Annotated in this window: 1 protein-coding gene; it reads right to left on the bottom strand. The window is 68.7% G+C overall.

The genetic code is table 11. The features are described 5' to 3' along the window. Nucleotides 1–16: 16 nt before the first annotated feature. Nucleotides 17–1,063 carry an IS630 family transposase gene (locus tag FS320_RS43995; protein WP_152718732.1) on the bottom strand — a complete coding sequence of 349 codons (1,047 nt, stop codon included), beginning with the start codon at nucleotides 1,061–1,063 and terminating at the stop codon, nucleotides 17–19. Between the last annotated feature and the right edge of the window lie 5 nt (nucleotides 1,064–1,068).

The following is a 1,068-nucleotide window of genomic DNA, read 5'->3' as shown; positions in this document are numbered from 1 at the left end:
GTTATTGATCCGGTCTTCATTGTCTTGAGCATGCAGCGTAGCGGACGGACTTGTGGCTGAAATAGCTTCGGACGCGCGCGGGCGATTTCGACAGTCGGCGCATGTGGCGGACAGTTGCCCGCTTGAGTTGCTGTTTGCTGCGCGCGGGCGCCTGGCGGGTGACAACCTGCTTCAGGTCGGCGTTCAGGCCCTCCTCCGGGTTCAGCTCCGGACTGTAGGCCGGCAGGTAGAAAACCTCGATCTTCGACCGATGCGCGGTGAGCCAGTCGCGGACCCGGGCGGCCCGATGCACCCGCAGCCGGTCCAGGATCAGGAGCACCTTGCGCTTTGCATCGCGGATCAGGCGTTGCAGGAAGCGGATCAAGGTTGCGGCGTTCACCGCCGCGTCGACAATCATCCAGCGCAATGCGCCGCGATTGCTCACCGCCGCAATCAGGCTCAGCCCGGCGCGCCGGTGGCAGACCCGGATCACCGGCGTCCGGCCCCGGGGCGCATAGCCGCGGCCGCGCACGTCGTCCGCGCGCAAACCGGTTTCGTCACCCCAGAAGATGGTGCCCCGCGCCTGCCGGGCCGCCGCGACGATGGCCGGATACTCCCGCCGCAGCCAGTGCCGCACCGCGGCCGGGTTCTGCTCGTAAGCACGCCGGAGCGGCTTCTGCGCGGTGAAGCCCCAGCGCGCCAGATACTTGCCCACGGTTCGCACGGCCAGCGCAATCCCACAGCGCTGCCAGATCACCGCACGCACCGCCTTTCGGCTCCACAGGGCGAACGGCAGGTCCAGTTCGTCCGGGGTGTGCCGGCAGATCAGGCGCCGAATCTCGGCCTCCTGAGCGGCATCCAGCAGTCGCTGCTCATCCGGCTTGCGCCCGCGTGGCTTGCTCACCAGCCCCGGCGCGCCCTCGGCCGCAAACCGCCGGCAAATGTCGAACACCCCGGTTGGCGACAGCCCAACCTGGGCCGCGATCGCCCGGTAAGTCAGCCCGCGCTCCCGGAGCCCAATGACTTGCCGCCGGCGCTCCTCTTGAGCCGCGGCGGGCAGCTTGCGCATGTCCACGTGCTTCATGCCGA

This window comes from Microvirga tunisiensis, assembly GCF_009296175.1.
Lineage (GTDB): Bacteria > Pseudomonadota > Alphaproteobacteria > Rhizobiales > Beijerinckiaceae > Microvirga > Microvirga tunisiensis.
The sequence above is the reverse complement of the archived record's forward strand: the minus strand, read 5'-3'. Positions and strand labels throughout refer to the sequence as shown.